We start from the raw sequence: 26,496 nt of genomic DNA, 5'->3' as shown, positions 1-26,496 counted from the left end.
TGAGCTCGGTAGCAAGATGCCTATTTCGGTGCTCGGCGGTTAAGGTCAGGAAGCTGTTTTGCCCTATTTAAGCCTGTTTCTGAGCGCCTTTATTGCTGCCACCCTGCTGCCCAGCTCTTCGGAGCTGATGCTCAGCGCCATGGTGGTTAAGGGCGGCTTTTCTCTGTCCTTGCTTTGGCTTAGTGCCACCTGTGGCAATGTCTTGGGCAGTTGTGTGAACTATGCCCTCGGCACCCAGGTCACGCGTTTTGCCGATAGAAAATGGTTTCCCGTTTCTGCCAAGGCGATGGCCAGAGCGCAGCGACAATTTAACCGCTTTGGTGTGTACAGTCTGCTATTCGCCTGGCTGCCTGTCGTTGGCGACCCACTGACCTTGATTGGCGGGGTATTTCGGGTGCGCTTTGGCCTGTTCTTGCTGCTGGTGAGCATAGGCAAGGGCACCCGATACCTGCTGGTGATCCTGATGGCGCTTGGGTTTGAAGAGCTGTTTTAAGCGCTCGGTCGCTGCCAGTCCAGAGTCAGTGATACCGAGTCGGCAAAGCGCAGCGCATGAGGCTTGTCGACGCGGGCCTTGGCGTAATGCACGCTAGGGTGGCGATGACACAAGGCCAGAATCTCTGCCACCAGTTTTTCCAATAATAGAAAGTGCCCCTGCTCCACCACCTCGATCACCGCCTTGGTGATGGTTTTATAGTTCAGAGCCTGCTCGACTTCATCTTGTTCACAGGCCTTGTCGGCGGGGTAATGAATCTCCAGATTGATCACTACATCCTGTTTTTTTTCCCGCTCTTCGGGGTTAAAGCCGATATAGGTGCGCAGCCTGAGGTTGGTCACATTGATAATGGCATTGGTCATAAACGGTCCTAGTTTTTCACCAGCTGTAAGAATTCATTGCGAGTTTTCGGATCGGTGCGGAAGTTACCCAGCATCACCGAGGTGCGCATTTTCGAATTCTGCTTTTCCACACCGCGCATCATCATACACATATGCTGCGCCTCAACGATAACGCCCACGCCCTTGGCGCCAGTCACCTCTTCCACCGCCTTGGCGATCTGGTGGGTCAGCTGCTCCTGAATCTGGAAGCGTCGCGCAAACATGTCGACGATGCGGGCAAATTTCGACAGTCCCAGTACCTTGCCATCTGGAATGTAGGCGATATGAGCCTTACCGACGAAGGGCAGTAAATGGTGCTCACACATGGAATAAAGCTCTATGTCCTGGACCAAGACCATGTCATCGGCATCTGAAGTAAACACCGCATTGTTGGTGATTTCTTCCAGCGTTTGTCGATAACCCTGGGTCAGGTGTTCCATGGCTTTGGCGGCGCGCTTGGGGGTATCGAGCAGGCCTTCCCGTTGTGGGTCTTCGCCGACGGCGCTGATGATCTGCTTAAAGCTGTTTTTTAAATCGTCGTGCATAGTGTTCTCGTCTATTTTAAGTGGCGGCCGCCGTCGATGGCGAGGCTGCGCCCGGTAATGTAGTGACTGTTGAGCAGCAGTTCCACGGCGGCGATAATTTCCTGGCAGCCGGGCTCAATGCCCATGAGGGATTTGCTTAAGGTTTTTTGCTTATATTGCTCAGAGTCATGCTCGTTGAAAATGATCAGTGACGGGGCAATGGCGTTGACCTTCACTTTTGGTGCCCATTTGGCGGCGTACGACTTGGTCAGGTTGTCGAGCGCTGCCTTGGAGGCGGCGTAGGCCAAATGTTTCGGGCTGCCGGTTTCGACCACATAGTCGGTGAGGTGGATAACATCGGCGTAGTCCTGCGCTTGATGGAGCATATCTGCGCAGTGCTGATTGATTAAATACGGAACCTTGGCGTGAATGCGCATCATGGCATCGAACAGCTGAGCGTAATCACTGTTGTTGGCTTCGCAATCCCAACTCGAGGCGTTATGAATGATTGCGCGCAGCCCGCTGGTGTGGCAACGGAGCTCATCAATAAACTGCATAATGCTGTGGTCGTCGCTGAAGTCTGCGGCGATGCAGGTCGCCCCTTGCGCCGCCAATTCGTCCACCGCCGGGTGTCGAGTACGGTAACTAATAATGACGTCGTGTCCCTGGGCCAGCAGATGAGTGGCCAAAGCCAGGCCTATGCGCTGCCCGGCGCCGGTTATTAAAATAGGAAAAGACATAACTTCCAATGGCTAAGAGCTGATAACCCTTACTATAAACAAATGAATCCTTGATTGCAGTGTTTACGTATACAAAAGCCGGAGCGATCACTTGGCTGGCGAGAAGTAAGATAAATGGCATCGACGCCGGTGTGCGCCGATGCCAAGTCGTCGAATCTCGAGTTAGTCGTAAATGGTGGGGATCGGCTGGCGCTTATGCTGGGTGCGCTGGTAGATGCCGATAATATGTTCTTCAACCTCGGCGCTGACCGGCTTGCCTTCTAAAAAGTCATCTATTTGGTCGTAGCTTAGGCCAAGGGCGACTTCATCGGCCAGGCCAGGACGGTCACATTCGAGATCCGCAGTGGGGACTTTTTGCACTAGATCACGAGGTGCACCTAAGGCCTCGGCAAGAGCGCGTACCTGGCGTTTGGACAGACCAAACAGGGGCGCTAAATCGCAGGCGCCATCACCGAACTTGGTGTAAAAACCGGTGATGTTTTCGGCGCTGTGATCTGTGCCCACGACCAGGCCCTGAGTCAGGCCGGCGATTTCGTATTGCGCTATCATGCGCTGGCGGGCCTTCACATTGCCCTTCACAAAGTCGACCTGAGCTTGAGCCGGCAGAGTCAATTGCGTGTCGGCTGTGCCAGAGGCGATGCCAGCTAAAACCTGCTCATGCATATGATCGCTGGCCGGTTTGATATTTACGGTGATGCGTTGGCTTGGTTGAATAAAGTCAACGGCCAATTGGGCTTCGTGTTCATCGGCCTGCACACCATAGGGCAGGCGTACGGCAATAAACTGATAGCGCTGGGTGTTATGCTCCTCGTTGAGTTCGTTTACCGCCAACTGGCACAGGCGGCCACAGGTGGTGGAATCGACGCCGCCGCTAATACCTAGCACCAGACTATGGCAATGGGCCTGTTGTAGGCGGTGCTTAATAAATGCCACACGACGGGCAATTTCATGGTTAACATCAATGCTTGGTTGCACCTTCATTTCGGCAACGATTTCGGCTCGCATAACTCCCCCGCTTGAGCTCAATGGTGAATCGCTATTATGTAAGTATTTAACCAAAAGTTAAAGCGTCAGCGCGAGCTAGGACGCGGGCAAAGTAAAGGGCAGGAAAATGGATAAACAGAGAGAAGTGCATGCACCAAGGAGGTGCATGCTCTCGGGCTTTAGCTGTTGCTTACTTCGCGCGCCCAAAACTGCTCTTTGGCAGTGTGCAGTTTGCGGTAGCCGGCCAGTAAGGCGTTGTGCATGTTAAAGCCTTGAAGGGCCAGACCTGGGAAGGTTAGGCCGTGGAATAGCAGGCGTGCTTCGGCGATTTCAATGGCCTGCTCAACATTGTCTGAGCCGAACAGTAACCCAAGGGCGTTCCGGTATTGGCCGTAGTCTCGTTGATCGTCGTATTTGATTTCCAAGACCGCTTTGAGGCAGCGGAAGAAATGAAGGCGCTCTGGAGTGACTTGGTCGATGTGCAGGATCCAATCCACCCAGGCGATGGCTTCTTCGCTCTGTGCCGCCAGGCACAGGTGTGCTTTTAGCTCACCGATACGCAGCGTGTGCCAGGGCGTATCCGCATCGGTCACCACGCCAATAAATTCTGCGACGCGGCTAAGGTCGCAGTGGCCGATCTCTTCAAGGCGGTCGTAGATTTCCATCCACTGCTCGGGATCGCATTGATCCAGCGTGAGGAACTCTTCACGGAATTTCGCGCCTTCGTTGTTGTTGCGCCAGATTAGCTCATCCGTCGGGTAGATGTCCGACAGGCCGGGTACCAGGATGCGACAGGCGTAAACATTCAAGTGGGTGTAATCCATGATGTAGATGTCGTAACCCATGTCATGGATCAGGTCGACACAGAAACTGTATTCTTGCTCTGTGTTGCCACCGAAGTCCCAGTGAACAAATTCGTAATCCGGCTCGGTGCGGAAGAAGTCATAAGATAGCAAACCGCTGGAGTCGATGAAGTGCAGCTCGATATTTTCTGCCGAGGCCACTTCATCGTTATCAAAGGTTGGCGGTTGGAATACGTCAAGCTGGTCTAAACGACGACCTTGCAGCAGCTCGGTTAAGGTGCGCTCAAGAGCCACTTCAAACGATGGGTGAGCCCCGAAAGAGGCAACTGCCGAGCCGTTTACCGGGTTGATCAGGGTGATGCTCATTACCGGGTACCTGCCGCCTAATGAGGCATCGGCAATGCGCAGGTGGAAACCGTGGCCGCGCAGCTCTTCACAGGTCTGATGGATTCTTGGGTATTGCTGAATTACGCTTTGCGGTACTTCCGGCAGGCAGATGCCTTCGGCGATAATCTGGTTTTTAATGGCGCGCTCGAATATCTCAGACAAGCCCTGAGCGCGGGCTTCAAACCGGGTATTACCGGCGCTCATGCCGTTAGACACGAAGAGATTATCTATCACATTGACGGGAATGTAGGCGATTTCTGTATCGCGTATGCGGGTATAAGGTAGGGCACAGATGCCACGCTCCTGGTTGCCCGAGTTAAAGTCATACAGGTGCGAAGGCGTCAGCTCACGCTCTGGGTCAAAGTAGTCCCATAGCTGCTTGTTCATTAGTCCCGCCGGTACTTCTTCACCGTCAACGGCGAACCATTTCTCGGTGGGATAGTGAGTAAACTCGGCATTGGCAAACTCTTCGCCAAGGTAAAAGTCGGCAAAGAAATAGTTACAGCTTAAACGCTCGAAGTATGCGCCCAGCGCCGAGGCTAAACAGGCCTTACCTGTTGCGCCCTTACCCTTGGTGAACATGACGCCGCAGTCTTTATCTCGGATATGAACCGAGTAGCAGTTGGCTACCGGGTTAAGCCACTGGGCTTCTTCAATATTGATGTCCAGCGCCACCAGTTTGTTTTGCATGGTCGAGATCGATGATTCCAAATCCCTGTCCTTGCCCTTAATAAAAGTCTGTTTAGTCATAATATTCTCAAATAAACGAGAGGAATTGATGCGAATAAGCTCGGCTTCGGGCTAAGCACTCACCTAGATCTTTACAAATTATAATTGGCAACCTGGTTATAACACGAACAAAGCAGAAAAAATGTCATACACTGATGGGCAGAATAATAGGGTCTGTTTATCTTTGCGGTTTACTTTATGTTCAATCTAAACGCATTCTGGTGAATATAATCACTGATTTATCTGGTTAAATTCACCCATGAAGCTTGGTTACATCGCGCACCCATGCGCTCACCTTGCTAAGCTGCGAAGCATTGTCGCCTATGTACATAGCGAGCAACACAGAGCAGGATGCGTTTAGATGAACCCGCAGGGCAGCGCGTGTAGCGCATTTCTACTGTGTTGTTACATGTTTATGTAGAATAACTACACCACACATGTGCCGCCTTGTATAAATTCACTTCAAACTGCTGAAGAAACAAACAACAAAGGTCAACAGACCCTAATAACTGGTTAAAAGGATGGGATATTTATGTTGAGGTGGGTGCAGCGTCTGGTGGTCGGCGCGATCATTTTACTGTTACTGGGCACCGCGGCTGTGTACGGGGTTTTATCATTGAGTTTACCGACCCTGGACGGGCGTGGCAGCAGTGATGCGATCGAGAGCACGGTTACCATTAAACGTGACGCCTTGGGGCAGGCCATTATCGATGCGCAAAGCATGAATGACGCCGCCTATGGGCTGGGCTTTGCCCACGGCCAGGACAGATTTTTCCAAATGGACCTATTGCGTCGTAACTCCGCCGGTGAGCTCAGCGAGTTGTTTGGCGAGGCGGCACTGGAGCTGGATAAAAAAATGCGCTTTCATCAGCTGCGCCAGCGCAGTGAACGTATTTTAGCGCAATTATCCCAGTCCCAGCAGGGCTTGTTAAATAGCTACAGCCGTGGCGTCAATGAGGCGTTGCTGGCACAGTCGATCAAAAGCTTCGAGTACCTGCTGACCGGCGCCGAGGTAAGGCCTTGGCGGCCAGAGGATAGCCTGTTGGTGATCTACAGCATGTATCTGGATTTGCAGGCCGGTAATTTTGAGCGCGACATGGTGCTGGAGCAGATTGAACAACTTTACTCAAGGCAGATGCGCGAGTTTTTAACCCAGCCAAGCCCCTATCAGTCGGCGCTGGACGGCAGTGAAATAAGCCTAAAAGAGATGGCCATTCCATTTTTGTCACCCGCTAAACTCACCGCTGCGGTGCCTGAAATTATTGCTGCACGAGAAGTGGGTAGCAATAACTGGGCGGTCTCCGGGGAATTAACCGGCAGCGGCCAACCCATGGTTGCCGATGACATGCACCTGGGATTAGCCGTGCCCATTATTTGGTATCGCGCCCAGTTAAACATTGCCGAGCATCGGGTGACCGGTGTGTCGTTACCAGGGGCGCCGGCGATCGTGGTGGGCAGTAATGACCAAATCGCCTGGGGCTTTACCAATGCCTATGTCGATACCTCGGATTGGATCCGCCTCGACGCCGATGCCAAGGTAGTGACGGTGCAGGAAGCTATTGCCATTGCCGGTGGCAAGAGTCATGAATACCGTTTTTTAATGAGTGATTATGGCCCGGTGCAAGAGGTCAACGGCCAGCGTTATGCCCTCAGTTGGGTGGGCCATTATGATTATGCGGTAAACCTAGATCTGGCGGAACTCGCCACCGCGGGCTCTGTTATCGAGGCGTTCCAAATTGCCGATAACGCCGGTATGCCGGTACAAAATCTAATGGTGGTGGATAAACAAGGGCAAATTGGCTGGCAACCCATGGGCGCCATTGCCGCACGCACTAACCCAAGCGATGTCGCCATTGCTGCCGAAGAGTTTCAGGCCGAGTGGTTCAGCAATGAGCCCCAGCGACCTCGGGTGATCAACCCCAGCTCAGGTCGCCTTTGGAGTGCCAATGCCCGCGTGATATCGACCCAGGAACATACAAGATTAGGCGATGGTGGTTATGCCCTCGGTGCACGACAGCAGCAAATACGCGACCGGCTTTTTGCTCAGCAGACATTCGATGAACAGGCGTTTTTAAGCTTGCAGCTTGATAATGAAGCGCGTTTCTTAGCGAAATGGCAGGCGCTGTTAGTCGCCACCCTCAAAGAGCAAGACAGTACCCAGAACTTACCTCTGGTTGAGCAGTGGCAGGGTTGTGCCTGTGCCGACTCCGTTGGTTACACCCTGGTGCGCTATTTTCGCAGCGCTGTGATGGATACCCTGTTTGCCGATATTGAAAGCAGTTTAGCAACGCATCAGCTGTCTCTTGGCCCCATTAAGCGTAATTTAGAGCCGGCCACCTGGCAGTTGCTAGACAACCCAAGCGTATGGGGCTTTGCCGATAAGCAGCAGTTGTTAAGTAAGAGCTTTAACCTGGCTTTGGCGCGCCTGCGGGCAAAATATGGAGAAGATACGGCGACTTGGCGTTGGGGGAATGTTAATGCCATGGAGCTGAAGCATCCTTTTGCCAAGCAAATCCCGCAGCTCGGGAGCTGGTTGAATATGCCTAAAGTCGAGGGCTTTGGTGATAGTTTTATGCCGGCGGTACAGCGGCCTGACTTTGGCGCCTCACAACGTTTTATTGCCCAGCCGGGAAGGCTTGAGCAGGCGATTATGGCCATTCCCGGTGGTCAGTCGGCACACCCCTTGTCGACCTTTTACCGCGCCGGCTATGCCCAATATGCAACCCACCAGGCCACGCCCTTGCTGCCCGGCACGGCCGAGCATAGATTGGAGATCCGTCCGGCTCGTTAGTGCCCCTGTGCTGGGTAACCAGTGGTCGCAACCTTGGTTTGGTCGCGACCCTGAGCCGCCCGGGCAATTTGGCGGCGATAAACTACACTACAGATGATCATAATAAGCTAACCAAGGGGACAATAATGATTAAAAACAGCATGATGCTTGGCGTTTTGGCCGCCGGTGTGATTACCGTGCTAACGGCAAAGACCGCACAGGCCGAGGACGTTGAGGTAACCAGTCAGCAACTGGATCAGCATATTTACGTGTTATTTGGCCGCGGTGGCAATATTGCCGCCCATGTGGGCGCCGACGGCACCTATATTATCGATGACCAATTCGCCAAGCTGGCGCCGCAAATCAAAGCCAAGCTCAAAGAGCTCAACCCCAATGCTGCGGAGTTTGTACTAAACACCCATTATCATGGCGACCATACCGGTGGCAACGAGGTGTTTGCGCAGGCGGGGGCCCATGTTATCGCCCACCATAATGTTCATAAGCGCTTGGAAGAAAAGCATGGCGCGGGTTCTGAATTTTTGCCGCGCCTGAGCTTTGGTGCCGACCTGACTTTGCACTTTAACGGGGAGCATGCGCGCCTGGTGCATTATGCCAATGCCCATACCGATGGCGATGCGGTGGTGTTTTTTAGCGACGCCAATATAGTGCATATGGGAGATATCTACTTCAATACCGGTGGTCTGCCTTATGTTGATGTCGATGGTGGGGGCAGTGTCGAGGGTATTTTAGCGGCATTGCAAAGTGTGCTTGAGCAAATTGACGATAATACGCAGGTGATCCCCGGGCATGGACCGGTCAGCGACAAGGCCGGGCTTATGCGCTATCAAGCGTTGGTGGCCAAAGCCAAAGCCCTGATGCTCGATGCCATGGCCAAAGAGCAGTCCCTGGACGCTGTTATTGCGGCCGATCCTTTTGCCGAGCTGAATTTGAAGTATGCTCAATGGCTGCCGAAAGAGCGGGTGATCACCCTGTTTTATCGCAGCCTGGGCGGCGAAGAATTGAAACCTTAATTTAACATCTGTAATCGCTTACTTTATACTCCTTGTTCTTAACCACAAGGAGTATAAAGAATGAATAACAACAATAACTTGCCAGATCTCACTGCCTCGGTAGGCAAAAAGAAGGGTCTGATCGGCACTATTTTCGTGGTAGTGGTATTACTGCTTGTGGGGTTCAAGAGCATGTATACCGTGGATGAGGGCCATGTTGGTATTATCAAGCGCTTTGGGGAAGCCACCGAGCAGGTGAACCCTGGCTTGCATACCAAGATCCCCTTTGTCGATACGGTGGAAATGCTGGAGATCCGTACCCGTAAAAACGTCGAAAAGCTGCGCGCCGCAACCCATGAGCAGATGCCATTGACCGCGGAAGTGAGCATCAACTGGACGGTTAATCGTGAGGAAGCCTTTGATCTATTCAAAAGCTATGGCGGCCTGACTCAGTTCGAAAGCCGTATTCTCGACCCTAAATTGCGTTCCGCGACTAAGGATGCCCTGGCGCGCTATAAGGCCGAAGAACTGATCCAAAATCGCTCACAGGTTATCGCCCGTATCGAAGAATTATTGCTTGAAGAAATGAAGAGCTACCCAGTTAAACTGGACTCGGCGCAAATTGAAGACCTGGTGTTGCCGCCTAAATACATTCAATCCATCGAAACCAAGCAAACAGAGAAAAACCTGGCCGCTGCAGAAAAGCACAAGCTAGAACGTCAAAACCTGCAGGCGCAACAGGAAGTGAACACCGCTAATGCCCAACGTGATGCCGCCAAGGCCAAGGCCGACGGTCTGGCCTATGCGATCAAGGTTGAAGCCCAGGCCGAGGCGGAAGCCATTCGCATGAAGGGTTTGGCGGAAGCCGAAGCCATGCAAAAGAAGGCCGAAGCCATTAAGAACAACGCCACCTTGGTTGAGTACATGCGTGCGCAAACATGGAACGGACAAATGCCAACCACGGTTATGGGTTCGGATCAGGGTATTCTTTGGAATATGAAAGAGAAGTAAGTGCCTTGGCATACTGCATTAAGATGATTAGTGCGGTATGCCTATACCTACACCCCCGACGAGCTCTGCAGCGAACTCTTCGGCAAACGCTCGCCTGAGCCATGTTAATACTTTAGGTAATTTCCCTTCTTTTTAAGCACTCCGAGTCCTCGATAATGGCCAAAATTTTCAACGGGTTATGCTAGCGCCAAGAAAAAACAGTAAATTTTTTGATCGCTTTTTGCTCACCCCCTCGTAGTAACAAGGGCTATCCAGTTACACTAATGAGGGATTAAAACGTGAATAAACTACTTAAAACCCTGTTGCTACCCAGTTTGTTAGTACTTACTGCTGCTTGTAGTGACGATGACAACGACAAAACCCCAGTACAACCGGAACAGCCGCAAACTTCCGTGGTGGATGTGGCCGCTGCATCGGATGATTTCGAAACCCTGGTTGCCGCCCTTGAAGCAACCGGATTGGACGCCACGTTGAGCGACATGAATGCGCAGTTTACCGTCTTTGCACCAACCGATGATGCCTTTGCCTTGTTGGGTGAAGACACCATTAATGCACTGCTTGAAGACCCGGATACCTTATGACGATTTTAACCTACCATGTACTCGACTCTCGCGTTGAGTCGGGGGCGGCCGTCTCTGCCGCGGGCTCAACAGTGGAAACGGTCAATGGCGCATCAATCGGCTTATCCTTGTCGGGAGATGATCTTTTGGTCAATACCGCAACCGTCACTCAGGTAGATATTAAGGCGTCCAATGGCGTGATCCATGTGATCGACGCTGTGCTGATGCCGCCTGCGCAAAGCGACGAGATGCCGACCATGAATATCGTTGAAACGGCCGTTGCCGCAGGTAACTTTACAACTCTGGCCGCCGCCCTTGAGGCTGCTAATCTGGTCGCTGCGCTAAGCGACGAGAGTGAAACCTACACGGTCTTCGCGCCCACCGATGATGCCTTTGCGGCGTTGGGCGAAGAGACCATCAATACCCTGTTAAACAATACCGACGTGCTTAGCGAGATTCTGCTCCAGCATGTGGTCAGCGGCGAGGTGGACGCGGTGACCGCCTTCAGCCTAAACGGCACGCAAGCCGAAACACTGTCCGGCAACATGATTGACATTATGATCGACCCGGAAACCGATACCCTTAAATTTGGTGATGCCACAGTGACCATGACGGATATCATGACAACCAACGGCATTATCCATGTATTAGACACCGTGGTCGTGGGTGATGTGCAAGTACCGGCCCCCGCTCAGTCATTGGTCGATATTGCCGTTGCCGATGGCAACTTCACCACCCTGGTTGCGGCACTGCAAACTACTGGGTTGGACCTGGTACTGGCCGATATGGAGCGCGAATTCACCGTATTTGCACCCAACGACGCGGCTTTTGATAAGTTAGACGAAGCGACCGTAGAGGCCTTGTTTGCCGACGCCGAAGCATTGTCGGATCTGCTTTTATACCATGTTCTGCCCGATACAACCGTGCAATCGGATGCGGCGATTGCCCTAGCCAACTCGGACAATCCGGATATCACCATGGCCAATGGCGATGTGGCCACCTTGTCGGTTCAAGACAGCATGCTGTATATCGACCAGTCGCAGGTAACCACGGCGAATGTTGCCGCAGACAATGGCGTGATCCATGTGATCGATACCGTGTTGATGCCCACGCCTTAGTTCAGTACTTATTGTGAGCACGCTTGGCCCGCGTTGTTAGCGGGCCTTTTTTATGGGTGGGAACCGACTTTAAAACACTTCCTTTAAGGTCGCCATCATTTCCTCAACGGAGAGGGATTGCGGCGTGTCGTAATCGCTCAGCAGGCTGTCGGCAAGCGCCCGTTTATGTTGGTGCAGGGCGAGGATCTTCTCTTCTATGGTGCCCTTGGCAATCAGGCGATAGACGGTAACGGGACGGGTTTGCCCGAGGCGATGAGCGCGATCCGAGGCCTGCTGCTCCACCGCCGGGTTCCACCAGGGGTCCATATGAATGACATAGTCGGCGGCGGTCAGATTGAGCCCCGAACCACCGGCCTTCAGGCTGATTAAAAACACCTCGCCAGCGCCATTTTGAAAGGCGTCAATGCGGGTTTGTCTGGCCGCCGCAGGCGTCGAACCATCAAGATACTGATAGCCAATCCCCTGTTCGTCCAGGTACTCGCGGATCAATTGCAAGTGACCAACAAATTGGCTGAATATCAGCGCCTTATGATGGTTGTCGCGCAGTTCCTCGAGTAGGTGCCCCAGGGCCGAAAGCTTGCTGCTGGTCAGCGTGCTTTGCTCGGCCACCAATTGGGGATGGCAGCAGGCCTGGCGCAACTTGGTTAACTGGGCCAGCAGTTGAATGCGTTGCTCCCCCGGGTTATCTAGCTGCTGTAATTGCGTTAATTGTTCCAGGGCGTTTTGTCTCAGGGCTTCGTAAAGGTGCTGCTCATCCTCGCTGAGGGTGATCAATTGATCGATATCCGTGCGTTCGGGCAGTTCGGTTAGCACCTCGGACTTCAGGCGGCGCAGAATAAAGGGTTTGATCAGCTCTTTAAGTACGCGCTTGGCTTTGAGTGCCTTGGCGGGCTCCTGCTGCTGATTATCGATGGGCAGCACAAAGCGCCGGCCAAAACGTTTTAAGTTGCCGAGCAGCCCAGGATTGATAAATCGAAACAGGCTCCACAACTCGGTGAGGTTATTCTCTATGGGTGTGCCCGTGGTGATCAGGCGAAAATCGCCCTTGAGGGCATAGGCGGCTCTAGTACGCTTGGCCAGCGGATTTTTCAGGGCCTGAGCCTCATCGGCGACAATGGTACACCAGCGCATTTTTTCCAGCGTTTCAACATGACGCTGCATTTGCTGGTAACTGATCACCAAACAATCGAAGGCGGAGCTTTGCTCTATGGCTGCTTGTTGCGCCTCGGCAGTTTTTAACTCACTAAAGAGCTGCACCCTGATAGTCGGGGCAAATTTCGCCGCTTCCTTTTGCCAATTAAAACAGACCGAGGTGGGGGCGATGATCAGTGCCGGCCCTTTTGCCGCGCGTGCCACTAGTACCGCCAGCGCCTGCAGAGTTTTGCCAAGGCCCATGTCGTCCGCCAAACAGCCGCCCGCACCCCAATGGGCTAGGCGCATGGCCCAATCAAAGCCGTCGACCTGATAGTCGCGCAGTTGTGCCTGCAGGGTATTGGGCAGGGTCAGGGTTAAGGCGTTAGCTTCGCTCATGCGTTGATGTAATTGCTCCCAGCCGGGCACGGTTTGCATGCGCATGCCTGTGGTGTGGTCACGAATAAGGCGACTGCTCAGCGGATGATAGAAGCCTTGGTCGGCAGCGCCGTTGAGCACATCGAGCTGGGTTTTTAACTGTTCACTGAGGGCGAGAATGCGGTTGTCTTCCAAGGTAATAAAACGCCCGCCGCTGGTGGCCAGGGCATCAAGGAGCTGGCGTAATTCCAAGATCTTGCCATCGTCCAAGGTGGCACTGCCGCTAATATCGAACCATTCATTATGTTGGTTGATACTTAACTGAATATTCTCACTTTTTAGTGGCTTGGTCATATGCAGCGTTTTGCCCCGCGGCCAGCGTAGCTTGATTGGCAGCTCTTGGTTGGGCTTGCTAAGGGCCAGTTGTAGCTGTTCCAGGGTGGCCAGTGCCAGTTGCCAATCCGTCTGAGCTAAACAGGTGTCCTGCATGGCCTGAAAATCCGGGCATTGATTATCCAGCTGCTCCAGTAGCCTCTGCTCATAGGCGAGATCGCGCTCCAGAGCGATGCGTTTGCCCTTGATATGGGCGCTGACATGGCGACTGCCCAGCCCGGGCTTCATCGTCGGACCATGCTCGCCAAAAGGCATCACCACACAGTCGAAGTTCAGCCCGGTTTTCAGTGGTGTGATGTTGACCACCAGGTGTTTATCCGGCTCGGTTTGGGTGAGGGTTTCGCCAATCCCCTCGATATCCGACTCGAGATTGATCAGTGGCGCTATGGCGCGAATGCTGTCTATGGCTTTTTGTTTTGCATGTGCCGGAATCACTAACCCGGATTCGCCGATAATTTTGGCGACCTTAAGGTGATTGGCGTTGAAAATGCTAAATTCTGCTAAGCCGTCGCGGACGTGTTTTAGGCTGACCACGGGGGGCTCCGAGTGCGCGGTTAAAGTGGGAAGATGAGCGATACTTACGCTTAAATCAGGACCATGGGCGACGATACGAATGGTCGGTTCGCGCTGTACCAGCTCCAGGGGCCGGCCTTCACCATCGACCAAGTTATCGGCGCCAACAACAATGGGGAGGGCGCTACTGAGGTTGAGACGATACTCTTTGCTGCGGTAATAATCCTTGCCCGTGCTGGTTTCAATATGGGCGCAAATGGCCTTGTCCTGCTCGCTCAGATGAAAGTGCTCGGGCTCATTGACCAAGCGTTTTAAGCTCAGCGCCTTGCCTTTGCTCCAGCCCTGCTTGGTGCGTTTTTGCTCTTTTGCTTTGAGGCTTGACTCGAAACGGCCAATATCCAGCTGCCAGACGACGCGGCTGGGCTCTTCGCTGTTTTGTGCCGCCGGGGTGTCCAGTGCCAATAATTGTTCAAGGGCAATATCCCAGCTTTCCTGAGAACGCATTAATTGCGTTATATTGAACGTAAAATTCGGCGAATCGCCGGAAATTTGTCGTAAAAAGTACGTAAATAGCGACCATTGAATATGCTCAAAAAAGCGTTCGGCCTCGGCTTTTAATGCCAGTAGCCAGGGCTCGGGTGTGCGCATACTCCAGGTGTAAGCCGCTAAAGCAAAACAGACATAGAGGTAATAGTTAAGCTCACCCTTTTGGCAGTAGCTAAGATATTCTTGGCGAAACAGGTAGTTATCGCGCCCTCGCAGGTGCAGTAACAGGCGTCGCAGCACCAAATCAATGGTCAGTGCAAACTCGCCACGTTGTTTATCTTGCTGTTGGTTGTCGAGCTGGGTTTGCAGCGTCTGCCAGGACGAGGTATCACCTTGCTGACCGTTGCCCAATGCCAGCAAGGTGAGCTGATAGAAGAGGCCATACAGCCCCGCGATATAGGGCTTTTTACGTTTTTGATAGCGGCCTTTTTCCAGCTCGGCCTGGGTAAACAGGCGCATCGCCTTGGCATACTGCTGCTGCAAAAATGCCTGGCTGGCACGCAACAACAGGCTGTAGAGAGAATTGTCTTGTTCATCGAGATGTGCGTTTAGTTTGTCCAGTTGCCCCGCGAGCAGGTATTGCTCGGCCTTTAGGTAGTGTAGCCAGCGGTTTTTTGGCAAGGCGTCGCAGGCCTGATGCAGCCAATGTAAAAGCTGCGCCGTACTTTGCCCTTTTTGCCTGTGTGCCGCCAGCAAGGTGGCAAAGGCCTGATACTGCAGGCGTTCATCCAGGGTCTTAAATTCATCAAGATTAAAAGGGTAAAACACCAGACTGCATAGCGCCGGCGTGCGTTGCCAATCAAGCTGCATGGGATTTTTCGCCAGCTCCATCAGTTCCTTCACCCGCCCTTGCTCACCAAGGAAATACATATCGCGCAGCAAGCGGCGTTTATCCGTGGTGTTGTCTTGCCATTGGTAGCTGTTAAGTACGGGAGCCACCTGCTCGGCGGCGCTAAGCAGGGTCACAAATAGATTTTTGCCTATACAGCGTTTTACCAACGCATTGGCAATCAGGCGATTGATGATGTACCCGTGACGACTTTGTTGTACCAGTTCCAGGGTGCATAAATCGGCGATGATATGTTTGAGTGCCTTGTCGGTAATTTCCTCAAGGGCGCGTAATTCACTGTGCGCTAAAATGCGTCCCAGGGCATGCAGTTCTATGGGCTTGTAGATCACCGCCAGCGCTTGGGCCACATGTTGATGGGCTGAGCCACACTCATTAAAACGGTGTAACAGGGAGGCGATGGCCTCGTTGAGTTCGGCGGTGATGGTAATAAAGCGCATTAAGGGGTTAGAAGGTACTGATTAAGTAGCGAACACGCTAACAAAGCGATGGGGGATGGGCAAGAGAAAAGGCCGCCAGGCGGCCTTTGAAGACAAGATTTTAAAGCGCTAACGTCAGGATCTTGGTGGCCACTTCTGGCGTTATATCACCGTGTTCACCGAGTGCCGTCAGGCCATTGCGGCGCAGATTGTCTACCGCCTCGCTCACAGCCTGCTCCTGAAGGCCGTAATCGCTTAAGCGTGTTTTAACGCCCATTTGTTCGAAAAAGTCCTGAACTGCTTTGATCGTGGCGTCAATCAACGCCTCTTCGTCGGCATTTTCAAGGGCAAATACACGACGACCCAGTTGTAGGATCTTCTCGCGTTTTTGCGCTTTTTTCTCGAACATCAGCGCCGGGAGCACTATGGCCAGAGTTTGTGCGTGGTCCAGGTTGTACAGCGCGGTGAGTTCATGACCTATCATATGGGTGGCCCAGTCGTGCGGGACGCCTTGACCGATTAAGCCATTGAGCGCCATGGTGGCGGACCACATAACATTGGCGCGCACATCATAGTTTTGCGGCTCGGCCAGTGCCTGTGGGCCTTGCTCGATCAGGGTCGATAAAATGCCCTCAGCAAAACGGTCCTGCAGCGGCGCATTAACCGGGTAGGTGAGGTATTGCTCAATCACATGCACAAAGGCGTCAACCACACCGTTGGCTACCTGGCGTGGTGGCAGCGAATAGGTGTAGGTAGGGTCGAGCACGGCAAATTGTGGCTGCACTATGGGTGTACCAAAGGCGCGTTTTTGTTGCGTCGCCTTTTTGGTGACCACTGAGTTGCCATTACTTTCCGAGCCGGTTGCCGGCAGGGTGAGTACCGCGCCTATGGGCAGCGCGCTTTTTACCTCGGCGCCATTGACGAGAATATCCCAGCCATCGCCCTCATAGCGTGCCGCGGCGGCGATGTATTTGGCGCCATCGATGACACTGCCGCCGCCTACCGCGAGAATAAAGGTGATCTTGTGCTCCTTTACCACGGCTAATGCTTCGCTTAGGGTTTCATAGGTGGGGTTGGGCTCGACACCGGCAAATTCCACAAAGTCGAACCCCTCCAGGGCGTTGACAACATCGTCATACACGCCATTTTTCTTAATCGAACCGCCACCATATAAGAATAAAATCTTGTCGCTGGGTGCCAGGCGCGCGGTGATTTGCTTGGCTTGGCCCTGGCCAAAAAGAATTTCCGTGGTGTTCTTAAACTCAAAATTTAACATGGTAACTCCTACTTCTTATTTACTGCGCTGCTGCAAAGCAGAAATCAATGCGCTAGCCAGTTGCTTGTCTGAAAATGGGTTTTGCCCCGTGATTAACTCGCGATCGATCACCACATTGGGTTGCCACTGTTCGGCAAATTGCATCTCGGCACCGGCGTTGCTCATGGCCTTGGCCGGGTAGTAACGTAGTTTTTTACCCTCGAGTGAACTCTCAAACGTGGCTTCTTCAGGGTTAGAAAAGATGGTCATGCTATACCCGTCATACAGCCAGTCAGTTGCTTGTGCATCGCCACCTTGAGCAATGTTTTGTTCATATTCCACCGGGTTTTGCTGGGCCGACAACAGGGCGATGGGGCCGTGGCAGATAGCCGCTGTTGGCTTACTTTGTTCATGAAAATGCTGCAATATGGTGCGAACGTCTTCGTTATTTGCGAGGTCGATCAAGGGCGCATGACCGCCGGGAATAAATACGCCGCTGTATCTATCCAAACCCTGCTCGATCACCTCTTTTAGCGTATGGGTGTCGTTAATGCCTTCTAGGTTGGCGATCACTTTTTGAATGCGTGCCATTTCGGCCTCATCATCGCCAAAATACATGGCCTGCACCGAATTTTTATCCACCGCGGGGGCATTGCCTTTGGGCGTTGCAAGAACCAGTTCATAACCGGCTTTAAGTAATTCGTCCGCCGGCACGCCAAATTCATTGAGGTAGTAGCCGGTTTCATAGGTGCTGCCATCGGCAAGCTGCATCTGGGTTTCACTGGATAAGAGCACCAGTACCTGCTCGCTATTTTCTTGTGCCTGTGCAGCGCCGGTGGCCGTCAGTGACAGAGCGGTTGCGAAGACCGCGGCAATTTTTTTCAAGCTCATCTGTGCCTCTGGTTAATAACCAAGTTAGGTGAAAGATGTATCCAGTATAGTTAAGCTCTATAATAAGTAGAATTCAGTTTAATTTGGGTTAGGTATAAAATATCTGATGTCTTACTTTGTCCAGCTCCGTACCTTTGTTGAGGTGTATCGCTGCCTTAATATTTCCCGGGCGGCCAAAAACCTCGGTTTGTCGCAACCGGCGGCGACCGCGCATATCCAAAGCGTGGAGTCTACCGTGGGCAAGACCTTGTTTACCCGACGTCATCGTGGTGTTGAGCCCACCAACCTAGCCCATGAGCTGGCCGCACAAATAGGCAGTCATTTTGATGCCATAGAGCAGAAAATGGCTTCCACGCGCAGCCGCTCCAGTGAGGTGAGAGGCACTATCACCCTGGCCGGGCCGGCTGAGTACATCAGTTATGTGGCATCGGCACAGTTGGCAAACCTGCTGCAGGGCGGCCATGTCGATGTCAGTATTTTGCCCGGTAATAGGGAGCAGATTTATTCGGCCCTGGATAACGGCATAGCCGACTTAGCCATTACCGCTTCCTTGCCCGATAGCAGCATGTATGATTATCAGGTGCTGGACTCGGAGCGGCTGATGTTAGTGACACATAAATTACTGGCCGACTCATTACCTAGGCAAGAGATCGACGCCACTTTGCTAAATACCTTGCCGGTGGTCGCTTACAGCCCCCAGTTGCCGTTGATCCGCGAGTACTTTGATGTGGTGTTCAAGGCCCATTGCCGCTCGCAGATAATTGCCACCTGTCCTGATATTCGCGCCCTGGCCGGCATAGTGCGCACCGGAGTGGGCTATTCGGTATTGCCCGATTATTTATGTTATGACGACCTGCGCAGTGGGCGCTTGGTAAGCCTGGGTCCAGAGGGACCGGAGAATAATATTTACCTGGCCTGGCGCAAGGGCGCCTTGGCCCATCCCAGGGTGAATTATGCCCGCGATATTTTGATGGCGTTTTCCAATATCAATCGCTATGCATTTCATCGCGAATAAGGGGTTAACCCCTTTCGTTTTGGTGAGATTATCACCACAATAGATTGGAGTTGTGTATTAGGAGGTGAGCATGTCGGTCGAAACTACGCGTTTGGCAATTTGTAATCTGACAAAAGAGCAGTACCCGCAAATCAAAACCCTGATGGATGAAACCTATCCTGAGCTGGGCGGTGCCTGGCCCAGCCACACTATTTTTAGGTTGATCGACCAGTTTCCAGAGGGGCAAATAGGCATAGTCGACGATGATAAGCTGGTGGGCATTGCCCTTAGCGTTCAGGTGGACTACGGGCGTTTTTCCAACCCCCATACCTATGACGATATCGTCGACAGTCATGATCGGGTATTTAGCGATCCCAATGGCGATGCCCTCTATGGCTTAGATGTGGCCATAGCATCCACCCACCGTGGCATGCGCCTGGGTCGACGTTTATACGATGCCCGCAAAGAGCTCTGCCGTCAGTATAACCTGCGCGCTATTCTGGCCGGAGGGCGCATCCCTATGTATCACAATTATCGTGAGCATATGTCGCCCATGGAGTACATCGAAAAGGTGGACCGCAGAGAAGTGTACGACCCTATTCTGAGTTTCCAACTGGCGAATGATTTCCAGGTGAAGCGATTATTAAAAAAATACCTGCCGGAAGATGAAGAATCGGAGGGCTACGCCACCTTATTGGAATGGAACAACATCCTCTTTGAGCCCACGGATACGGTGATCGAAAGCACCAAGACCGTGGTACGGGTTGGCGCGGTACAGTGGCAGATGCGCCTGGTAGAAAGTGTCGATGAACTGTTAAAACAGGTGGAATACTTTGTCGATACCGTTTCGGACTATCAAAGCGACTTTATTCTCTTCCCGGAGTTTTTCAATGCGCCGTTAATGGGGCTGCATGATCACCGCAATCAAACCGAGGCCATCCGCAGCCTGGCGGAATACACGGACACCTTTGTTAAGGCCATGTCGCGCATGGCGGTGGAATACAATGCCAACATCATCACCGGATCCATGCCGCTGGCCGAGGGTGACATCATCTACAATGCCAGCTATTTGTGCCATCGCAGTGGCAAGGTGGACGAGCAGCGCAAAATTCATATTACTCCGCACGAGGCTTATGACTGGGTGATCCAGGGCGGCGATAAAATTGCGGTATTTGAAACCGATGCCGGACGCGTCGGCATTCAGATCTGTTATGACGTGGAATTTCCCGAGCTGTCGCGCATTCTCGCCGAGCAGGGGCTGGATATTCTCTTCGTGCCCTTTTGGACCGACACCAAAAACAGTTACCTACGGGTACGCCATTGCGCCCAGGCCCGTGCCATAGAAAACGAGTGTTATGTGGTGATCGCCGGCAGTGTCGGCAACCTGCCCGAGGTGGAAAGCCTGGACGTACAATATTCCCAGGCCGCGGTGCTGACGCCGTCGGACTTTTCTTTCCCCCATGATGCCTGCCTTAATGAGGCCACGCCCAACACCGAGATGCTGCTGTTCTCCGATTTGGACATGGATAAATTGAAGATCCTGCACAGTGAGGGTACAGTGCGCAACCTCAAGGATCGTCGCGGCGATCTCTATGAAGTAAAACTGGTTAAGGAGAACGGCTAGTGGCCTGGGTGTATTTGATTTGTGCGGGATTGTTTGAAATTGGCTGGCCGGTGGGGCTGAAGTTGGCGCAAGAGCCGCAAACCCGTTGGTTCGGCATTGCCATGGCGGTGCTCTTTATGGCCATTAGCGGCTTTTTGTTGTGGCTGGCACAAAAAACCATTCCCATGGGAACCTCTTATGCGGTGTGGACCGGCATCGGCGCCGCCGGCACCTTCCTGGTAGGGATCTTCTTTTATGGCGACAGCTCCTCGCTGATGCGTTACTTTGGCGTGCTATTGATTATTGCCGGGGTGATCACCCTGAAACTAGCGCACTAAGTGCTTAATATGTGTTACTAAAAGCCCATTGGCAGGCCTAGCGGCGTGTGCGAATAGGCTTTTTTAATGCCCCCACCACGCTGACGATAGGCGCCGTTATCAGCAGTAAAATACCGATGGCATACAACCAGCGATTTTCCTCTCTCGACTGATATCACGTTACCCATAAAAACGATACTGAGTGTCACCAGCGGCACTGATCGCCGCCTCAGGCAGTTCCATGCTAACGCCTGGGTTTTTCTTCTATTGTTGCCTAGTATATTAAGTAGGCCTAGTATCTGGATAATATTCATTAGTGATAATAGTAGGAATATTATTGTCTTACATAAATGGTGTCGCGGTTTGCGATTAGCATTCAGGGGCAAATAACAAGAAGGAAGCAAGAGCATGAAATACCTAGCAACCGCCTTATTACTTACCCTGAGTGCTTGGCCTGCGAGGGCCGAGGTGCCTTTATTCGCAGTCAAGATAGACATCTACCGTACGCAAACGGACCAATCGTCCCCCAACATGATTGCTGCCTTTAATCGGGCCCAGTTGGCACATCAGCCGCGTATTATCACCCGTGCGGGTAAAGAAGCACTGATTGAAACCGGCGAGCAGGATAAGCACTTGTTGTCTATCACCTTGCTTCCGAGTGCTGACGGAGAGTTTTACAGCGCCAATATGAACTATAAGATCAAGCGGCAGGACTGGCTGCAAGCCAGCAGTGAAAGTGAGCAAATACCCTTGGGGCAAAGCGTCTTAATGAGCAGCCATGTTGGCGAACAGCTTATTCTGATGCAAGTGACGGGCAAGCGCTTCCATGACCTTGATACCGCAACGCAATGGCTTGAAGTCGATTAGGGTTATTGCCTAAATAGTCTTAGTCTTTTAATTGAGCAAAAAGAATATATGTAAGGGTTTGTCGGCACTTCACATTTGCTGGTTGCCCTGCTTGATGAGGTTATCACCGCCCTCAACAACCCCAGACATTCAGCAACTGCAGGGGGCAGTGATAATTTAGCGTGGTAAAGCGTTATTCCTGAGGGACGGCAACGCCTCGAAATCGAAATGAGAGGTAGACAGCTGTTATCATTTCGGCTGCGGTACCAAAAACACCAATGACAAATATGCACAAGGCGACAGTCTCATTTTCTAAAAAATCAAATACTGCATTGTTACCAAAATAGGCCAAGCAGCCAAAAATAAGTGCCATGAAGAAGGGGGCGCCAATAACCCCCAGTATGGTTAAGCTCTTACGTAGTTTTGCCGCGTTGTTATTAGATTCCATTTTTATCATTTCCTTTTGGTTTGAATTATGACTAGATGCTGGTTGATCCTAGCGTTCTTCATCTATTGAGGTATTAGCTTAGATGCTTTTACAAAACTGTCTTGCATCAAATTCATTTTTGATTTCTTTGCCGTTACAGTGAGGCCATGGTGCAATGCACTCGAAATATTTACCCACTACTTCTGCACCTAACGTCTTGCTATCGATTAAGTCAGGCAGATCTCGAGGTAGTTTAGATTTGCATTCTGGGAATTTGCTGCTGATATATGTTGGGCAAACATTCACATCAATATTGTAGGATTGTGCGTTGGTTTCACACATTTTGATGGCTTGTGTTTCTCTAAGCTCTATATATTCACTGGTAGGAATAGGTTTGTTTGCGACATCAAAGATTCTTTCATGACCATTCTCTGTTGTTGTCGAATAAAAGTAGTAGCCGCCAGCTAGAAGGGCTATTAGTAAAAATTTTTTCACAGTACTTCCTTGATACTCAAAAATATATAGCAGTTTATAATAACACGCATAAAGGCGAAGGCGTTGGAGTTATAACTTACATTGGCGTTTTAGTGTTGTACAGAGGTGTCTAATTTTGTTCAAAGATTCCAATTACGTAAAACCAATAGTTGCGTTCACCAGCGGGTGCGCTCTTCATTATCTTGACAAAAAAGCCGGTGCTGGGCACCGACTTGGGTTGGGTCCATAACTATCAGCGCAGGGATCACTGCGGCGTAAACTTCAGCATCCTGGTTTGGTCTGTTAATTCAATGTCCACCAGACGGTAGGGGGCATTGGCGCCTTGTGTGGCGCTAAAGGGCATAAGGAACTGCCCGTTGCTATCAAGTTCCTTGGCCACCTCAACCGTTGCCAGCTTAATGCGTTCGCCATTATCGGCACGGCCGGTCAGGGTTGCGCGAATAGCATAGCGACCACTGTTGGTTACCTCCACCGGAACGCTAGCCTGGTATTGATTACCACCTAAGGCCTGTACCTTGGCATCGCTCATGCTGATGGTTTGCATGCTGTGCACAAAGGGCATTTTCACCGAGCGTTTGACCTTTTGGCCGTTAACCTGGGTGTCGACACTGGCCTCCAGTTCGTAGTAGCCATTGGCGGCGCCCAGGTAGGTCAGAGGCTGATCGAAAATCGCTTCGCCACCTTTGTAGCGAGCACCTATTTGCTCTCCCGTTGGGCTATGGAGCTTAAGCTGCACATTTTTATCCTGCAGCTTTTGCGATCCCATGTTGAGCTCGACCCCTAGGCGTTGCTGGTGCTCGGCCAGGGTAAACTGGGTACGAGCCTGCAGTGCATTACCTGAGCCTTTTTCGATTACATGAATCAGATAGATATCCTGGTCATTGAGTGCCTGAGTGGTGTGCAGCATGGGCTGGCCCTTGCCATTAATCTGCTCCAGCCTGAGGCCGACGCTGCCGTCGTTAAAGCCGGCTTGCTGCATCTGCTCGCGCGCGGCGATGGCCCGCACTGGTATTAGGCGCTGGCTTTGGACATCGCGAACGGAGAATTTATCGAGTTGCAGGTCGTAGGGCTTGATCACCTCACCGTTTTCAAAGCGGGCCTTGGGGGCAATGCGGATCAGGTGATCGGCCTGGTTTACAAACACCGGCACCCCCTGTTTCAGTTCTTTACCCGAGACCTGTTGCCAGTATTCAACGCTGGTTTTTTCCAATGACTGTAAGGGCGTTGCGGGTGTGGCTTGCACCTGCGGGAATTGATAAACGGTTTGGGTGTTACCGGCATTCGCCATGGCGCCTGTGCTGCTGAACATCATCAGGGCGCAAATTGTGGTTAATTTTTTCATTTTTGAGCTCCTAGATACGGTTCTTCAGCATGTCGCCAAGGCCAAAGCAGTTACGGCGACTTTGTTGGTGGCTGAGCGGTTCGCTGCCACGGGTGCGTGATTTATCTTGAAACCACACCGCGCCCGCCAAGGATTGGGAACTGCAATTTAGGAAGCCGTCGGAGCAGCTGTCTAACCAATTTTGAGTGACTTCCAGCGACACCTGATTTTGGTAGCCGCCGCAATAGCTGTCGCTATCCCAAATGGCCGAGTCCACATCACTGCCGACCACGGTTTCAAAGTGTGAAGGCAGGCCGGGGCGATTGGGGGTGCCATAGAGCCACTGGGCATTGTAAGACGCCATCCAGGATACCTGTTGCTGCTTTACCGCATCATTGGCGAAGCCCAACAGCCAGCCAAGACTTTGCTCAAAGGAATTGCCGGCCACCACCGCATCGGCTAAGGGGGTGCCACCACTGGAAGGCGCCAGCGCTATGGTACGGGTGACCTTATTAATGATGTTGGGGTAGCGGTTATCCCAGGTGGGGTTGGATAAAATCCAGCGCACCACGTTGCCCCCGTTGGAATGAGTGATCAGCGTCAGCTCGGTAATGTTTTTATTATTAATAAAGCTGGTGAGTTGTGAGGCTAAACAGCCGGCGGCACCGTCGGTCCACATATATTGTTCAAAATCACAATTAATAACCGTGTAGTTGTTGGTATTGGTCAGGCCCTGGCGCACCGTATTGATGAAGCCGCTGGTCCAATAGTCGTTATAGGCGTCGGTTTGCTGGCCGGTGCCATGGATAAATGCGACTCCTTGCGCGGCCATGGCCCCCTGGCTTATGCCCAGTGCCAGCGCCAATGTGAGTAGTTTTGTTTTCATGTGTATTCCTGTTGATTCTATTCCTATCTTTCTGGTTGGAGGAGTGACCTCCGATCAGAAAATAGACTAAACAGGTACAAATGCAAGAAATTGTTACAAATATTTAACCTAACTGTCTTCATGCGTTATTGCTGTTATGTTTGTAGTGATAAAAGCGCAATAATTGATGGGGCGTGTACGACGCAGGTGCGACAAGTTGCTACAGCGACAAATCCTGCCTTGTCATTATTACTTGCTGTGATATGACATATTGTGAGTGGAAGCTCGGCCAGCCATGCTGGCCATTATTTTGTTCTAAATTTGGCTGTTGAGCTTGATTGCAAAGCGGCGCACAATGATAAAAACAAGAAGAAAAATAAGGATCAAGCATGAGTACCTTAGTGATTTGCGCGCTCTTGGCGTGTTTAATTCCCTTCCTTGCTAAAGCCCCCTTGGCCTGGGCCCAGCAACAAAGCGGTGGCTACGATAACCGCCATCCACGGGCACAACAGCAGGCCTTAACCGGATTTGGCGCCCGCGCCCTCGCGGCACATCAAAACAGCTTCGAATCCCTGATCGTGTTCGCCGTGGCCATGGCCGTGGTGCTGGGCACCAACACCTCGGGGGCTGTGATGGATACCCTGGCCATTACCTATTTGCTTGCCCGCGTGCTTTACTGCCTGTGTTATTGGTATAACTGGCATGTGGCTCGTTCGCTGATTTGGGCCCTGTCCCTGGCCTGCCCCTTGGCCATGATATCCCTATGTATTTAACGTTTTTCTGTCGAGATCATTTCCTCGACCAAGGCCAGGCGCAGTTGGATATCTTGTAACGAGGCACTGCGCTGGCGCACCAGTAGTATCACTGTGGTCAGTGCCGCCACCATCATGGAGATAGTAAAGGCGATAAAGGCAACGCCCTTGAGTGCTTCAGATACATCTTCTTTATGCGCCAGACCAACGCTGAATCGGCTTTGTATAAGCTGATAGTCCAAATATTCGGTATAACCGATAAAACACAGAATACCCAGTGTCAGCAGCCAGGCTACAAGGCTGATGGCCATGATTGAGGTGTATATTTTCTGGTCCCGATGAATTTGCTGAAGTACCGGGTTGTGTTGATTAGGCATGTGTAAGTTCCTTTTCAAGGTGTTGTATCTGTGCTGAGTTAGCCAGTTTTTTACGGGCATGAAATAAACGCGATTTTACGGTCGCCGTGGGCAGGTCGCAGATCACGGCAATTTCTGTACAGCTCATCTCCTGCCAATAGAAGAGGTAAAGCACCTCCCTAAAGTATCGCGGCAGGGCGCCGAGCAATTCAATATCGAAATCTAACAAGCAACTGGTTGGTTCTTGGTCAGGTGATTCAATAAGATCATCTGTTAACTCAATAACTTGAGGTTCTTTGATTTTTTTATAGGCGTGGTGGTGCGCAATGCGTAGCAGCCAGCGCTTAAACGCATAAGGAGATGACAGGGTGTGTAATTGCTTATATACAGTAAGCCAGGTTTGCTGTTGGACATCATCGCTGTCCTGGCCTTGAACACCTAGCTGTATCAGGTAGCCCGCGATGGTGGCAGAAAAGGTGTCATACACCTGAGTGAATGCCTGCTCACATCCTGTTTGTGCGCGAATTATTGTTAGATTTAGTTGCATCCGTGCTCATTTTTAAGGCTCTGTTATAGATAAAGAGGCCGTAAGTTTTAATTCGGTTTAAATTATTTTAAAAAAACACAAAGCAAGCACC

Annotated in this window: 24 protein-coding genes and 1 pseudogene; 11 read left to right on the top strand and 14 right to left on the bottom strand. The window is 51.8% G+C overall.

Annotated elements, in window-relative coordinates; translation table 11 throughout:
- The first annotated feature begins 58 nt into the window (after nt 1-58).
- Nucleotides 59-493, top strand: coding sequence for a YqaA family protein (locus C2M29_RS04815; protein ID WP_105188674.1), 435 nt, complete (start codon nt 59-61; stop codon nt 491-493).
- Here the strand turns inward: C2M29_RS04815 and folX are convergent.
- From folX to ycaO, 5 genes are all read right to left on the bottom strand, one after another.
- Nucleotides 490-855, bottom strand: a complete 366-nt coding sequence (gene folX / locus C2M29_RS04810) for a dihydroneopterin triphosphate 2'-epimerase (protein WP_105188673.1) — start codon at nt 853-855, stop codon at nt 490-492. The genes C2M29_RS04815 and folX overlap by 4 nt on opposite strands.
- A gap of 8 nt (nt 856-863) precedes the next feature.
- Nucleotides 864-1,418 carry a GTP cyclohydrolase I FolE gene (gene folE, locus C2M29_RS04805; RefSeq protein WP_105188672.1) on the bottom strand — a complete coding sequence of 185 codons (555 nt, stop codon included), beginning with the start codon at nt 1,416-1,418 and terminating at the stop codon, nt 864-866.
- 11 nt (nt 1,419-1,429) lie between these two features.
- A complete protein-coding gene (gene folM / locus C2M29_RS04800; RefSeq protein WP_105188671.1) occupies nt 1,430-2,137 on the bottom strand; it encodes a dihydromonapterin reductase in 708 nt (235 codons plus the stop codon).
- Between the two features lie 162 nt (nt 2,138-2,299).
- The gene (gene nadE / locus C2M29_RS04795; RefSeq protein ID WP_105188670.1) at nt 2,300-3,142 is read right to left on the bottom strand and encodes an ammonia-dependent NAD(+) synthetase; all 843 of its coding nucleotides are present in this window, start codon (nt 3,140-3,142) and stop codon (nt 2,300-2,302) included.
- A 158-nt stretch (nt 3,143-3,300) separates the two neighbouring features.
- Nucleotides 3,301-5,061, bottom strand: coding sequence for a 30S ribosomal protein S12 methylthiotransferase accessory factor YcaO (gene ycaO / locus C2M29_RS04790; protein WP_105188669.1), 1,761 nt, complete (start codon nt 5,059-5,061; stop codon nt 3,301-3,303).
- Between the two features lie 511 nt (nt 5,062-5,572).
- On the opposite strand from ycaO, the gene C2M29_RS04785 reads away from it, so the two are divergent.
- The 5 genes and pseudogenes from C2M29_RS04785 to C2M29_RS04770 all read left to right on the top strand — a co-directional run bounded on the left by C2M29_RS04785 (nt 5,573) and on the right by C2M29_RS04770 (nt 11,509).
- The gene (locus C2M29_RS04785) at nt 5,573-7,831 is read left to right on the top strand and encodes a penicillin acylase family protein (protein ID WP_105188668.1); all 2,259 of its coding nucleotides are present in this window, start codon (nt 5,573-5,575) and stop codon (nt 7,829-7,831) included.
- Nucleotides 7,832-7,974: 143 nt separating this feature from the next.
- Nucleotides 7,975-8,841: an MBL fold metallo-hydrolase gene (locus C2M29_RS04780; protein WP_105188782.1), complete on the top strand. Its 867-nt coding sequence runs from the start codon at nt 7,975-7,977 to the stop codon at nt 8,839-8,841.
- Nucleotides 8,842-8,901: 60 nt separating this feature from the next.
- Entirely contained in the window at nt 8,902-9,831 is a 930-nt protein-coding gene (locus C2M29_RS04775) for an SPFH domain-containing protein (protein ID WP_105188667.1), read from the top strand.
- A gap of 479 nt (nt 9,832-10,310) precedes the next feature.
- Nucleotides 10,311-10,561: pseudogene (locus C2M29_RS16875) on the top strand (fasciclin domain-containing protein); the annotation flags it as partial.
- A 54-nt stretch (nt 10,562-10,615) separates the two neighbouring features.
- A complete protein-coding gene (locus C2M29_RS04770) occupies nt 10,616-11,509 on the top strand; it encodes a fasciclin domain-containing protein (RefSeq protein WP_442792536.1) in 894 nt (297 codons plus the stop codon).
- A 69-nt stretch (nt 11,510-11,578) separates the two neighbouring features.
- On the opposite strand, the gene C2M29_RS04765 is transcribed toward C2M29_RS04770, so the two are convergent.
- The 3 genes from C2M29_RS04765 to C2M29_RS04755 all read right to left on the bottom strand — a co-directional run bounded on the left by C2M29_RS04765 (nt 11,579) and on the right by C2M29_RS04755 (nt 17,882).
- Complete coding sequence (locus C2M29_RS04765) at nt 11,579-15,757, bottom strand: DEAD/DEAH box helicase (protein ID WP_105188666.1); 4,179 nt, start codon at nt 15,755-15,757, stop codon at nt 11,579-11,581.
- Nucleotides 15,758-15,857: 100 nt separating this feature from the next.
- Nucleotides 15,858-17,012 carry an iron-containing alcohol dehydrogenase gene (locus C2M29_RS04760; RefSeq protein WP_105188665.1) on the bottom strand — a complete coding sequence of 385 codons (1,155 nt, stop codon included), beginning with the start codon at nt 17,010-17,012 and terminating at the stop codon, nt 15,858-15,860.
- Nucleotides 17,013-17,027: 15 nt separating this feature from the next.
- On the bottom strand, nt 17,028-17,882 hold the full coding sequence (locus tag C2M29_RS04755; RefSeq protein WP_105188664.1) for a type 1 glutamine amidotransferase domain-containing protein: 855 nt from the start codon (nt 17,880-17,882) through the stop codon (nt 17,028-17,030).
- Between the two features lie 106 nt (nt 17,883-17,988).
- Here C2M29_RS04755 and C2M29_RS04750 point away from each other — a divergent pair, with 106 nt between their 5' ends.
- The 4 genes from C2M29_RS04750 to C2M29_RS04735 all read left to right on the top strand — a co-directional run bounded on the left by C2M29_RS04750 (nt 17,989) and on the right by C2M29_RS04735 (nt 21,663).
- On the top strand, nt 17,989-18,897 hold the full coding sequence (locus tag C2M29_RS04750; protein WP_105188663.1) for a LysR family transcriptional regulator: 909 nt from the start codon (nt 17,989-17,991) through the stop codon (nt 18,895-18,897).
- Between the two features lie 70 nt (nt 18,898-18,967).
- Complete coding sequence (locus C2M29_RS04745; protein ID WP_105188662.1) at nt 18,968-20,500, top strand: carbon-nitrogen hydrolase family protein; 1,533 nt, start codon at nt 18,968-18,970, stop codon at nt 20,498-20,500.
- Nucleotides 20,500-20,817 (top strand): DMT family transporter, encoded by a 318-nt coding sequence (locus C2M29_RS04740; protein ID WP_105188661.1) that lies wholly within the window; start codon nt 20,500-20,502, stop codon nt 20,815-20,817. Before C2M29_RS04745 ends, C2M29_RS04740 begins: the two co-directional genes overlap by 1 nt.
- A gap of 387 nt (nt 20,818-21,204) precedes the next feature.
- Nucleotides 21,205-21,663 (top strand): hypothetical protein, encoded by a 459-nt coding sequence (locus C2M29_RS04735; RefSeq protein WP_105188660.1) that lies wholly within the window; start codon nt 21,205-21,207, stop codon nt 21,661-21,663.
- Between the two features lie 172 nt (nt 21,664-21,835).
- Here C2M29_RS04735 and C2M29_RS04730 read toward each other — a convergent pair whose 3' ends face one another.
- The 4 genes from C2M29_RS04730 to C2M29_RS04715 form a co-directional block, all read right to left on the bottom strand.
- A complete protein-coding gene (locus C2M29_RS04730; RefSeq protein ID WP_105188659.1) occupies nt 21,836-22,090 on the bottom strand; it encodes a hypothetical protein in 255 nt (84 codons plus the stop codon).
- Nucleotides 22,091-22,168: 78 nt separating this feature from the next.
- The gene (locus C2M29_RS04725; protein WP_105188658.1) at nt 22,169-22,564 is read right to left on the bottom strand and encodes a hypothetical protein; all 396 of its coding nucleotides are present in this window, start codon (nt 22,562-22,564) and stop codon (nt 22,169-22,171) included.
- A 244-nt stretch (nt 22,565-22,808) separates the two neighbouring features.
- The gene (locus C2M29_RS04720) at nt 22,809-23,906 is read right to left on the bottom strand and encodes a DUF4785 domain-containing protein (RefSeq protein WP_105188657.1); all 1,098 of its coding nucleotides are present in this window, start codon (nt 23,904-23,906) and stop codon (nt 22,809-22,811) included.
- Nucleotides 23,907-23,916: 10 nt separating this feature from the next.
- On the bottom strand, nt 23,917-24,777 hold the full coding sequence (locus tag C2M29_RS04715) for a hypothetical protein (protein WP_199774859.1): 861 nt from the start codon (nt 24,775-24,777) through the stop codon (nt 23,917-23,919).
- Between the two features lie 362 nt (nt 24,778-25,139).
- Between C2M29_RS04715 and C2M29_RS04710 the strand changes: the two genes are divergently transcribed.
- Nucleotides 25,140-25,523 carry an MAPEG family protein gene (locus C2M29_RS04710; RefSeq protein ID WP_105188655.1) on the top strand — a complete coding sequence of 128 codons (384 nt, stop codon included), beginning with the start codon at nt 25,140-25,142 and terminating at the stop codon, nt 25,521-25,523.
- On the opposite strand, the gene C2M29_RS04705 is transcribed toward C2M29_RS04710, so the two are convergent.
- On the bottom strand, nt 25,520-25,879 hold the full coding sequence (locus tag C2M29_RS04705) for a hypothetical protein (RefSeq protein ID WP_105188654.1): 360 nt from the start codon (nt 25,877-25,879) through the stop codon (nt 25,520-25,522). The genes C2M29_RS04710 and C2M29_RS04705 overlap by 4 nt on opposite strands.
- Nucleotides 25,872-26,405: an RNA polymerase sigma factor gene (locus C2M29_RS04700; RefSeq protein ID WP_105188653.1), complete on the bottom strand. Its 534-nt coding sequence runs from the start codon at nt 26,403-26,405 to the stop codon at nt 25,872-25,874. The genes C2M29_RS04705 and C2M29_RS04700 overlap by 8 nt, the downstream gene beginning before the upstream one ends.
- Nucleotides 26,406-26,496 lie beyond the last annotated feature (91 nt).

The sequence above is a fragment of the Pseudoalteromonas sp. T1lg48 genome (assembly GCF_002964785.1).
Lineage (GTDB): Bacteria > Pseudomonadota > Gammaproteobacteria > Enterobacterales > Alteromonadaceae > Pseudoalteromonas.
This window is presented reverse-complemented; position numbering and strand designations above follow the sequence as displayed.

Bases quoted from the DNA above. Each gene is read 5' to 3' on its own strand.
- folX (WP_105188673.1), bottom strand. From the start codon at position 855: ATGACCAATGCCATTATCAATGTGACCAACCTCAGGCTGCGCACCTAT.
- folE (WP_105188672.1), bottom strand. From the start codon at position 1,418: ATGCACGACGATTTAAAAAACAGCTTTAAGCAGATCATCAGCGCCGTC.
- folM (WP_105188671.1), bottom strand. From the start codon at position 2,137: ATGTCTTTTCCTATTTTAATAACCGGCGCCGGGCAGCGCATAGGCCTG.
- nadE (WP_105188670.1), bottom strand. From the start codon at position 3,142: ATGCGAGCCGAAATCGTTGCCGAAATGAAGGTGCAACCAAGCATTGAT.
- ycaO (WP_105188669.1), bottom strand. From the start codon at position 5,061: ATGACTAAACAGACTTTTATTAAGGGCAAGGACAGGGATTTGGAATCA.
- C2M29_RS04785 (WP_105188668.1), top strand. From the start codon at position 5,573: ATGTTGAGGTGGGTGCAGCGTCTGGTGGTCGGCGCGATCATTTTACTG.
- C2M29_RS04780 (WP_105188782.1), top strand. From the start codon at position 7,975: ATGCTTGGCGTTTTGGCCGCCGGTGTGATTACCGTGCTAACGGCAAAG.
- C2M29_RS04775 (WP_105188667.1), top strand. From the start codon at position 8,902: ATGAATAACAACAATAACTTGCCAGATCTCACTGCCTCGGTAGGCAAA.
- C2M29_RS04770 (WP_442792536.1), top strand. From the start codon at position 10,616: ATGCCGCCTGCGCAAAGCGACGAGATGCCGACCATGAATATCGTTGAA.
- C2M29_RS04765 (WP_105188666.1), bottom strand. From the start codon at position 15,757: ATGCGCTTTATTACCATCACCGCCGAACTCAACGAGGCCATCGCCTCC.
- C2M29_RS04760 (WP_105188665.1), bottom strand. From the start codon at position 17,012: ATGTTAAATTTTGAGTTTAAGAACACCACGGAAATTCTTTTTGGCCAG.
- C2M29_RS04755 (WP_105188664.1), bottom strand. From the start codon at position 17,882: ATGAGCTTGAAAAAAATTGCCGCGGTCTTCGCAACCGCTCTGTCACTG.
- C2M29_RS04750 (WP_105188663.1), top strand. From the start codon at position 17,989: ATGTCTTACTTTGTCCAGCTCCGTACCTTTGTTGAGGTGTATCGCTGC.
- C2M29_RS04745 (WP_105188662.1), top strand. From the start codon at position 18,968: ATGTCGGTCGAAACTACGCGTTTGGCAATTTGTAATCTGACAAAAGAG.
- C2M29_RS04735 (WP_105188660.1), top strand. From the start codon at position 21,205: ATGAAATACCTAGCAACCGCCTTATTACTTACCCTGAGTGCTTGGCCT.
- C2M29_RS04730 (WP_105188659.1), bottom strand. From the start codon at position 22,090: ATGGAATCTAATAACAACGCGGCAAAACTACGTAAGAGCTTAACCATA.
- C2M29_RS04720 (WP_105188657.1), bottom strand. From the start codon at position 23,906: ATGAAAAAATTAACCACAATTTGCGCCCTGATGATGTTCAGCAGCACA.
- C2M29_RS04710 (WP_105188655.1), top strand. From the start codon at position 25,140: ATGAGTACCTTAGTGATTTGCGCGCTCTTGGCGTGTTTAATTCCCTTC.
- C2M29_RS04705 (WP_105188654.1), bottom strand. From the start codon at position 25,879: ATGCCTAATCAACACAACCCGGTACTTCAGCAAATTCATCGGGACCAG.
- C2M29_RS04700 (WP_105188653.1), bottom strand. From the start codon at position 26,405: ATGCAACTAAATCTAACAATAATTCGCGCACAAACAGGATGTGAGCAG.